Below are 10033 nucleotides of genomic sequence, written 5' to 3' on the forward strand. Positions count from 1 at the left end.
AAAAAAGGGGCCGAAGCCCCTGCAATTTAGGATAGGTTTATAACTTATATGTAAAATATTATTTTTACGCTGTATCAAGCGCTTTAATTGTATTTAGATTACATATTTGGGTAGTTGGGACCACCGGCTCCCTCAGGTGTTACCCAGGTGATGTTTTGGCTCGGATCTTTAATATCGCAGGTTTTACAATGCACGCAGTTTTGTGCATTAATCACAAACTCGTCTTTGCCGGCAATTTGCTGTATCTCATACACACCCGCCGGGCAATAGCGCTGAGCAGGCTCGTCAAATTTAACTAAGTTAACATCGATAGGAATAGCGCTATTTTTTAGTTTTAAATGACACGGCTGAGATTCTTCATGATTGGTATTTGATAAAAACACCGAAGATAATTTATCAAAGCTGAGTTGACCATCAGGCTTCGGGTAATTAATGACACTGGCCTGATTTTTATCAACTAGCGTTGCGTGATCTGGGATATTATCTTTAAAAGTAAAAGGTAATGCCCCTGCAAAAATATTTTGATCAAGGGTGTTATACGCACCACCAATAAATTTTCCTAGCTTATGCATCACAGGGCCAAAGTTACGTGATTGGTATAGCTCTTTATAAGCCCAGCTTTGTTTAAATGCTTCGCTGTAGTCAACTAAGTCAGTATGCTGTTGTTCGTTTGTAAGCGCGCTAAAGATCACCTCAGCGGCAATCATACCTGACTTCATCGCTGTGTGGTTGCCTTTGATTTTGGCAAAATTCAAGGTGCCAGCATCACAGCCGACCAACAAACCACCCGGGAAGTGCATTTTTGGTAATGAGTGTAAGCCACCTTTTGCAATCGCACGAGCGCCATAAGCAATACGTTCACCACCGGCTAATACATCTTTAAAGATTGGGTGGTGTTTCATGCGCTGAAATTCATCAAACGGGCTTAAATGCGGGTTTGAGTAATTTAAATCAACAATTAAGCCGACTACAACTTGATTATTATCACTGTGGTACATAAACGCACCACCGTTAGTATCTGCACTTAAGGGCCAACCGGTGCCATGAACTACCGTGCCTTGCTTGTGTTTAGCAGGAGCGATTTGCCAAATTTCTTTAAAGCCTAAACCATAATGTTGCGGTGAGGCATCTTGATCAAGTGCAAATTGAGTGATCAGCTGTTTACCTAAGTGACCACGACAACCTTCAGCAAATACAGTGTATTTAGCACGAAGTTCCATGCCAGGCATAAAGCCATCTTTTTCATTGCCATTGCTATCAAGGCCCATATCGCCGGTAATAATGCCTTTTACTGTGTCATCTTCAATAATCAGTGAGTGCGCGCTAAACCCTGGGAAAATCTCAACACCTAGGTTTTCTGCTTGCTCTGCAAGCCAGCGGCATACATTACCCATAGAGACAATATAGTTATCAGTATTATGAAATGTTTTAGGTGCGGCAAAGTGAGGGATAGCGGTGGCTTTGCTGTCATTATTAAACCAATATATTTCATCACTGGTTACTTTAGTGGTCACTGGTGCGCCAAGTTCTTGCCAATTGGGCAGTAACTCGTCCAAAGCGGTGGTTTCAAATACTGCGCCCGATAAAATATGAGCGCCCACTTCAGAGCCTTTTTCAACCACGCAGATCATGCACTCTTGTTGTTTTTCTTGTGCTTGTTGCGCTAATCGTATGGCGGTAGCTAAGCCTGCAGGGCCTGCGCCGACAATAACGACATCAAATTCCATGGTTTCGCGTTCGACCATATTAACCTCTTTTATGTGACGGACCTGTGCCTTTACGAGGGCAATTTCATACTTGCAAATGAAACGTTACAGGCGATGAATAGTTTAAGGTTATTTTAGGTTGACGTTTACGTCAACAGGAAGTAGTCTGATTTCATAAAATAAATAGGTTGACGTACACGTTAGCTTGTAGGTTTAAATAATTATGGAGTTCCTATGAAAGTTCTCGTTCCAATAAAAAGAGTTATCGACTACAACGTAAAAGCACGCGTTAAAGCAGATAATAGCGACGTTGATCTAACTAATGTGAAAATGGCACTTAACCCATTTTGCGAAATTGCCATTGAAGAAGCTATCCGCTTAAAAGAGGCGGGCACTGCCACTGAAGTGATTGCTGTAACCATTGGTGCTAAAGCATCTCAAGAACAATTACGTACAGCTCTGGCACTGGGCGCCGATAAAGCGATTCATATTGAGACTGACGAAAAATTAGAATCACTGCACGTTGCAAAGCTGCTTGCTAAAATCGTCGAGCAAGAAGCCCCTGAACTGGTGATTTTAGGTAAACAGTCGATTGATTCAGATAACAATCAAACAGGTCAAATGCTGGCGGCTCTTACTGGGCGCGGGCAAGGTACGTTTGCATCAAAGGTCGACATAGCAAATGGCACTGTTAATGTGACGCGTGAAGTTGATGGCGGTTTACAAACAGTGGCATTAAAGTTACCGGCCGTAGTCACAACAGACTTACGTTTGAATGAACCCCGTTATGCATCATTGCCAAATATTATGAAAGCCAAACGTAAACCACTTGAGGTAATTGCAGCTGATAGCTTAGGTGTAGACTTAACCCCGCGTATCGAACTTGTTGCGGTACATGAACCGGAAAAACGCAGTGGCGGTATCATTGTTGATGATGTAGCCCAGTTAGTTGATTTATTAAAAACACAAGCGAAGGTGATTTAAATGAAAACATTAGTTATAGCAGATCATGACAATGGCAGTTTAAAGCCTGAAACTTCTAAAACCATAAACGCAGCATTAAAGCTTGGTTTTGCTGTTGATGTACTAATTGCTGGTGAAAACGTAGCACCAATGAGTGAAATAGTGGCCAGTATTGCAGGTGTAAACACCGTGCTGGTGGCTGATCATAGTGAGTATGCGCATCAGTTAGCTGAAAACATCGCAGATTTAGTGTTATTGCTTGCGCCAGATTATTCGCATCTTGTTGCTAGTGCCACTACAACGGGCAAAAATTTCATGCCACGTGTTGCCGCATTACTTGATGTTGCACAAATTTCAGAAATCATTGATGTGGTTGACGCTGATACATTTAAACGTCCAATCTATGCAGGTAATGCCATCGCAACTGTAAAATCACTGGATAGCAAAAAAGTGATCACCGTTCGTGCAAGTAGCTTTGATCTGCAAGGTGAGCAAGCTCCCGCTGAGAGTCGTGTTGTTGATTCTGTGTTTAGCAGTGAATTAAGCGCATTTGTAAGTGTTGAGCAAACCGAATCTGAGCGCCCAGAGTTAACTGCTGCGCAGGTGGTTATATCAGGTGGACGCGGTATGCAAAATGGCGAGAACTTTTCATTACTTAATGGTATTGCCGATAAACTAGGCGCGGCAATTGGTGCGTCTCGTGCTGCGGTTGACGCCGGCTTTGTACCAAACGATATGCAAGTGGGTCAAACCGGTAAGATCGTTGCGCCTAACTTATATATTGCTGTAGGTATTAGTGGCGCAATTCAGCATTTAGCAGGCATGAAAGATTCAAAAGTGATTGTTGCAATCAATAAAGATCCCGATGCGCCTATTTTTCAAGTTGCAGACTATGGCCTTGTTGCGGATTTATTTGATGTGCTACCAGAGCTTGAACAAGCACTCTAATTTATAACGATTCTGGTTGTTAAAAGCTGTTGTGATCAGTTCGCTGATCACGCGGCTTTTTTTCTTTTATTTTACCAATCAGAAAGTCTGTAATATCTAACTAAGCAATTACCATGAAAAAGGAGTATCACTTGTCGTTTAGTGAGTTGGGTGCATTATTTTTTTAACACAGATTGCCTTTTTACACTTTTTTTGCGCAAAATGTCAGGACACGCTAAGCTGAGGCTAAATGACTAGAAATTTAGAACTAAAAAATTAATAATCAATAAGCTAGCTTCACCCTTATCCCTTACATTTTTTAGAATACGTTGAGACTTCGCAGTGAAAACCAAAGCAATCCGCAATTTTTATATCAATGAAGAGCAGTCGGTCTATTTGCTTTCGCACCATGACGCCAAAAAACACCGCCAATGGTTGAATATCTGTATTAAGCAACTCACTAATTTAGGCTACAGCCAGGTTGAAATGATTGGCTCGGGTGCTTTTGGATTTGTATTTGCGGGTTTAGATGAGCGTAAACTTCCTTGGGTGTTTAAATTTTCACGTATCACCTTGGCGCAAAGTGTACGTGATCGACTTGAGGACGAAGCGTATATGCTCTCGCAAGTTGATAACCCATTAGTGCCTAAGTTTTATGCTTTTGAACGGATAAAAAAGCAGGGCATTTTAATGATGGCCCGCGCGCTAGGCGAAGACTTAGAAAAAGTATCACTTAAAAAAGGCCGCTTTAGCGCCGCAGCAATCACCAGTTTAGCGCTAAAACTACGTAATGTATTAATAGACCTACGCACTCAGCAAAATGGCATAACGCCACAACCGATTGTGCATGGCGATATCAAGCCCTCTAATCTAGTGTGGGATGAACATACCCAAGGCTTATCGCTGGTGGACTGGGGCAGCTCTGTGTATGCCCAAATAGACAGTAATGGCGAGCCAATCACCAGTAACTTTATGGATTTAATGTCTGGCGATTTAAGTACCACCAATGCGCGGATGGGGGATGTGTATTTTATTGGTGATGAGCAAATGTCAGGTGCTAAATCATCGCCGCGTTTTGATGAGCAAGGCGTGGCGTCCACCTTATACGCACTGGCTTCTGCACAGTCATGCCGATTTGGCGCGCAAGTGATCCCAGCCAGTTCACTAGGGCTCCCTATGGAGCTTGCAAAAGTGATTGACGGTATGCTCTCTAAAAATAAAATTACAAGAGACGGGGCGGGTGATTACTTTATGCGTAATATGCCTGCTATGGCAAAAGCATATTTACCAGAGCTCAATTTAGCTGAAGATGTGCGAGCCAATATTCCATTTTGGTTTGGTAACGATGACGAACTACCTGATACTGTGGTTTATAGTTCACGTAAACAATTTTTACGCCAAGCCGACCACAATCAACAACTGCTTGATGTAAATGACGCTCAATTGGACCGGTATTATAAAGAATTCCTGTTTGATACCGGCGATACTGAAAAAGCATTTTTAGCCTCTATCAGCCGATTAGCGAAATACCCAGTAGTAGGGGGCTTAAGCTTTCATTGGAAAGAAGAATCACTGTTCGTTGAATCATCACTGATCATGCATGATGAAAGTTTAGGCCATGCTTTTACCCAAGCGGTTAATAATACCGTGATGTTGGCACAAGGCATTCATCAAAAAGGCTTATTTAAGTGTTGTTTATTTGATGCCAGAAAGACCATTCAACTGGAGCGTGATGGCACCGGTGCATTTAAGTTTGAACAACTTCCAGAGCTTGACTATGAGATAATGAATTTAAAAAGCTCAGAAGTCACCCGACCACATTCGTATTTTGAAGACGGTAAAGATCCGGACGAGCAACTGCAGCTACCTAAAAAAGTGATCAAATGCGTATTTGAGTTAAACCAAATACATCATACCGGCTGCATTATTTTTGAAGCTTTACCAGATAGAATGAAAATACATCATTACTATCGTTTGTTAGATGGCACTAAAGAAGCACAGTTTAAGCGCTTGCTTAATAAGTTGATGCAATATGCGGTGAGCATTACTGATGTGGGGGTTGCCGGGTTTATGAAACTACCTTACAAAAATACCCGTGAGTTTGCCTTGTGTGATCGCCAGCCTGATTTTTTCTATCCTAAAGATCCTAAACGTTTTGGCGCTTAATTTTGCCGTATAAATACGTTAAACTAATGCATCAAAAAAAGGATAAATAATGGCAAAAACTAAGCCCGTAATCACTATGCAAAGCTTCGGTATTTATACAAAGTGGGACTCATCATCAAAAGCCTTACCGCAAATTCAAGCATTTACCACAAAAGTACCCGCACAACTCGATGTGGAGTTTGGTTTTATCATTAATATTAAAAAAGCCAAAGGCGAAAAGCTTCATTATTGTATTTATCATCCTGACATACCGGATGCTGATGGTGAGGTAATGCCACCATTTGACGGCTTTGAATACGTTAAAGACAATGACTGGCACTTTTACTTAGGTGATACCTTGTGGCAACCTATCAGCAATAAAATAGGTGACTGGCGCATGACCATAGAGCTAAACGGTAAACTGATTGCCGATAAAACATTTTCAGTGTTTGAACAAGAGTCCATGTCAGAAATTGAGTTTTGGCAAAAGCGCGGGTATTAAATACTTTATGTGTATATAGGCTTATTGTATTTGTAGTAAGTGTAATTGTTGAAAATAAATTAGGACGAGGTGGTTACTCCACCTCATGAAATAAATTAGATTTTAATTACTTTGAGCCAGCTCTTTTCTAATAATCTCTGCGCCAGCGGTTAACGCATTGAGCTTACCTCTTGCAACTGCGCGAGGTAGGGGGGCCATACCACAGTTAGTACACGGGTAGAGCTTGTCAGCATCGACAAACTGCAGTGCTTTACGTAGCGTATTTGCCACTTCCTCTGGTGTTTCTATGGTATTGGTGGCAACGTCAATGGCACCTACCATTACTTTTTTACCGCGAATAAGTTCAAGTAGTTCCATTGGTACGTGCGAGTTGTGGCATTCTAATGAGATAATATCAATATTAGATTGCTGCAGTTTTGGAAATGCTTCTTCGTATTGTCGCCATTCTGAGCCTAACGTTTTTTTCCAATCTGTATTGGCTTTGATGCCATAACCATAACAAATATGCACGGCCGTTTCGCATTGAAGGCCTTCAATGGCTCTTTCTAAACACGCAATTCCCCAATCATTTACCTCATCAAAAAACACGTTAAATGCAGGCTCATCAAATTGAATGATATCAACCCCCGCAGCTTCTAGTTCTTTGGCTTCTTGATTAAGAATTTTGGCAAATTCCCAAGCGAGCTGTTCGCGGTTTTTATAATGGTCATCATAAAGTGTATCTATCATAGTCATAGGACCTGGTAGCGCCCATTTGATCGGTTGTTTGGTTTGGCTGCGTAAAAACTTAGCATCATCAACAAAAACCGGTTTTATACGACTAACAGGTCCAATGACTGTCGGTACACTGGCATCATAGCGGTCACGAATTCTCACCGTTTTACGGTTTTCAAAATCTACACCGTTAAGGTGCTCAATAAATGTGGTAACAAAGTGTTGGCGTGTTTGCTCGCCATCACTGACAATATCAATACCTGCGCGTTGTTGCTCTTGCAGAGAGATCCGTAATGCATCGTGTTTGCCGTCAATTAATTCATCACCTTGAAGTTTCCAAGGTGACCAAAGAGTCTCTGGCTCTGCAAGCCATGAAGGTTTAGGTAAGCTGCCTGCAGTTGAAGTCGGTAATATTGTTTTGCTAATAGATGTTTTCATAATAAATAATGCCATTTATTTGGGTTAACTTTTTAAGTTGCGATTGAATCTAACGATTGAACTCGCTATTACGCGTAATTAGCAGACCATTGCTCAAGCACTGTTTGATATGGCTTGATGAAGTGCTGCTCAGCAAATTTCCCCTGTTCATTCGCCAATTTACTGCGCTCTTCACGGTCATAAACAATTTGCGTGAGTGAATGATCTAGGTTCTTCAAATTTGGTTGATATGATTTCCCCGCAGTCGCATTGGCATTATAGATCTCTGGTCGGTAGATTTTTTGAAATGTCTCCATAGTGCTAATAGTGCTAATAAGCTCAAGATGAGTGTAATCATTTAGCAAATCACCAACAAAATAAAAGGCTAAGGGCGCTACACTATTTGGCGGCATAAAATAACGCACCTGCAAGCCCATTTTTTTGAAATATTGCTCAGTCAAAGACGGTTCATTTGGCTGATATTCAACACCTAACGCAGGGTGCTGATTTTCAGTACGATGATAGGTCTTGTTATCCGAAACACTTAGGCATATTACTGGCGGCTTTTTAAAGTGCTTTTTGTAGCTGTCAGAACTAATAAAATATTTAAATAGTTTGCCATGCAGCTCGCCAAAGTTATCAGGAATACTAAATTTAGGCTGATCTTTATTATGTTCTTGCAGTAATACACTAAAATCATAGTCGCGCACATAGGAGGAAAAATTATTTCCTACAATGCCTTCAATGCGTTTGTTAGTGTGATGATCAACAATATTTGTTTTCAATATTTCAATCGATGGAAAGCTATTACCACTGCCAGCAATATCCATATCAACAGAGATGATTTCAAGCTCTACAGAATAACGATCCGCTTTTGGGTTATCCCACTGCGCCAAGGCATTAAAACGGTTATCGATCATTTTTAAGGCGTTGCGTAAGTTTGCTTGGCGATAACTGCCTCTGGCCAAGTTTGCAAAATTGGTAGTGATACGTGTATTAGCTGCTGGATGATAATTTTCATCGAGACAAATACTCTTAATAGTAAATGTGAAATCTTTAGTCATAGTGATCTATATCCAATTATCTGATTTAAAACCTGCGTTTATGCTGTGCTCTTGAGCGGATTAACGTTACTGATCTCGTAAGTGATGTTCACAGTTTTTGTGCCTGATGGCTTAATTAAAACCGCTGTAAAACTGTGTGCCTCTAAGAGTTGAGCTATTTATACGTGGATCGATACATGAATAAAAACGGTTTAATTTCACCTAAAACATGAGCTGTATTCATCAACTAATAATATTGCACGCCATTAGCTATAAATTATCTGAAGTGGCACTTGAAAAAAAAGAGTTTCAACTTGGCCCTACAGACATTTAGACTTCTAGATGTGTAAGTTGTATTTATTTCATCTAAAACATGAGGATTATTCAGGGCTTAATTTAGCCAAATATATCAATAGACATCAGTTATATTGATATACTCGCGGCCAATATGGTGAGTGATAGCAGCTCAATAGGAAATAGAACCGCATTCATTTAGCATGAGTGCTCCCAAATTATAATAAGAGATAACGCAATGAGTGAATTGATAATGTTGATTTTATACTGCGCCTTACTTGGCTGTGGCGTAGGTTTTTTAGCAGGGCTGCTAGGTATTGGGGGCGGGTTGGTTATTGTTCCTGTGTTGAGTATTATTTTACTGCATTTTGAAATTCTACCAGCTGAGCAAGTCGTTATTGCCGCAATTGCAACGTCATTAGCATCAATATTATTTACATCAACGTCTTCCGCAATCGCACATCATAAAAATGGCAATGTTCCATGGACTCTTGCTCCTTGGGTAATGACGGGCGTTGCACTGGGGGCGCTTATCAGTGGCTTTATAGCGGCACTATTACCTGAGCAGGTTGTTCGCTTAGTGTTTGCTATCACAGTGGTACTTATTGCGATAAAGATGTTTGTAAGTAACAAGCGTGAGCCATCGGTTGAGCGTGGCATGCCCAATAAAAGTGTGTTAACCATTATGACCACGATCACCGGCGGCTTGTCTGCGATGATCGGTATTGGCGGAGGCGCGCTTTTGGTACCATTGTTAACGTTTTTCTCAGTCGATATGAAAAAAGCCATAGGGTGTGCATCCGCATGCGGCATTGTTATCGCATTATTTGGTTCAATTGGTTACATCAGCTCAGGCAGCGGCCATTTTGCACTAGAAGATGGATTTGCTGGATTTGTGTATTTACCAGCGTTATTCGGTATTATTTGCACATCCTGGTTTACCGCCCCGTTAGGCGCCAAAGCCACCCATCACTTGCCAGTCACGTTAGTCAAAAAAATCTTCGCCGCATTGTTGCTAGTAACCGCTGTCAAAATGATTATGTATTAAAAGGAAGGGCACTGCAGTGATAAGGTTAGCCAATAATTAATCAAATCGGTTCTATTTGCGTGGCTAGCTCTTTAAGCGCAGAGAACCTTAATACCTTTGTGAATAATTCACTAAAATTTTATTGCACAAAGAGAAAAGAATGAGAAATAAATGAGGATTTAAATCTGAGAAAGCTAAGTCGTTTTTTAAATGAAAGTACATTAGAACATTTATGAAAAGTATCCGTATAAGCGCAAAAAAGCTGGCACTGCCAGCTTAATTATTAAAACATTTT

Annotated in this window: 8 protein-coding genes; 5 read left to right on the top strand and 3 right to left on the bottom strand. The window is 40.9% G+C overall.

Annotation, left to right across the window (positions count from 1 at the left end; translation table 11 throughout):
• Nucleotides 1-98: 98 nt before the first annotated feature.
• Nucleotides 99-1745: an electron transfer flavoprotein-ubiquinone oxidoreductase gene (locus H5201_RS02910; RefSeq protein ID WP_182783671.1), complete on the bottom strand. Its 1647-nt coding sequence runs from the start codon at nt 1743-1745 to the stop codon at nt 99-101.
• A gap of 195 nt (nt 1746-1940) precedes the next feature.
• Between H5201_RS02910 and H5201_RS02915 the strand changes: the two genes are divergently transcribed.
• The 4 genes from H5201_RS02915 (at nt 1941) to H5201_RS02930 (ending at nt 6243) form a co-directional block, all read left to right on the top strand.
• Nucleotides 1941-2690 (top strand): electron transfer flavoprotein subunit beta/FixA family protein, encoded by a 750-nt coding sequence (locus tag H5201_RS02915; protein ID WP_182783673.1) that lies wholly within the window; start codon nt 1941-1943, stop codon nt 2688-2690.
• On the top strand, nt 2691-3617 hold the full coding sequence (locus tag H5201_RS02920) for an electron transfer flavoprotein subunit alpha/FixB family protein (protein ID WP_182783675.1): 927 nt from the start codon (nt 2691-2693) through the stop codon (nt 3615-3617).
• 321 nt (nt 3618-3938) lie between these two features.
• Nucleotides 3939-5762, top strand: coding sequence for a protein kinase domain-containing protein (locus H5201_RS02925; RefSeq protein WP_182783677.1), 1824 nt, complete (start codon nt 3939-3941; stop codon nt 5760-5762).
• 49 nt (nt 5763-5811) lie between these two features.
• On the top strand, nt 5812-6243 hold the full coding sequence (locus H5201_RS02930) for a DUF3859 domain-containing protein (RefSeq protein ID WP_145233930.1): 432 nt from the start codon (nt 5812-5814) through the stop codon (nt 6241-6243).
• A 102-nt stretch (nt 6244-6345) separates the two neighbouring features.
• On the opposite strand, the gene H5201_RS02935 is transcribed toward H5201_RS02930, so the two are convergent.
• Nucleotides 6346-7395, bottom strand: a complete 1050-nt coding sequence (locus H5201_RS02935) for a methionine synthase (RefSeq protein WP_182783679.1) — start codon at nt 7393-7395, stop codon at nt 6346-6348.
• A 68-nt stretch (nt 7396-7463) separates the two neighbouring features.
• A complete protein-coding gene (locus H5201_RS02940; RefSeq protein ID WP_182717840.1) occupies nt 7464-8438 on the bottom strand; it encodes a DUF1852 domain-containing protein in 975 nt (324 codons plus the stop codon).
• Between the two features lie 511 nt (nt 8439-8949).
• Here H5201_RS02940 and H5201_RS02945 point away from each other — a divergent pair.
• The gene (locus H5201_RS02945; protein WP_182767445.1) at nt 8950-9759 is read left to right on the top strand and encodes a sulfite exporter TauE/SafE family protein; all 810 of its coding nucleotides are present in this window, start codon (nt 8950-8952) and stop codon (nt 9757-9759) included.
• Nucleotides 9760-10033: the final 274 nt, after the last annotated feature.

This window comes from Pseudoalteromonas sp. SG43-6 (assembly GCF_014164365.1).
In the GTDB taxonomy this organism is placed as follows: Bacteria; Pseudomonadota; Gammaproteobacteria; order Enterobacterales; family Alteromonadaceae; genus Pseudoalteromonas; species Pseudoalteromonas rhizosphaerae.

Excerpts from the sequence above, each read along its gene's own strand:
- H5201_RS02910 (WP_182783671.1), bottom strand. The coding sequence starts at position 1,745 with ATGGTCGAACGCGAAACCATGGAATTTGATGTCGTTATTGTCGGCGCA.
- H5201_RS02915 (WP_182783673.1), top strand. The coding sequence starts at position 1,941 with ATGAAAGTTCTCGTTCCAATAAAAAGAGTTATCGACTACAACGTAAAA.
- H5201_RS02920 (WP_182783675.1), top strand. The coding sequence starts at position 2,691 with ATGAAAACATTAGTTATAGCAGATCATGACAATGGCAGTTTAAAGCCT.
- H5201_RS02930 (WP_145233930.1), top strand. The coding sequence starts at position 5,812 with ATGGCAAAAACTAAGCCCGTAATCACTATGCAAAGCTTCGGTATTTAT.
- H5201_RS02935 (WP_182783679.1), bottom strand. The coding sequence starts at position 7,395 with ATGAAAACATCTATTAGCAAAACAATATTACCGACTTCAACTGCAGGC.
- H5201_RS02940 (WP_182717840.1), bottom strand. The coding sequence starts at position 8,438 with ATGACTAAAGATTTCACATTTACTATTAAGAGTATTTGTCTCGATGAA.
- H5201_RS02945 (WP_182767445.1), top strand. The coding sequence starts at position 8,950 with ATGAGTGAATTGATAATGTTGATTTTATACTGCGCCTTACTTGGCTGT.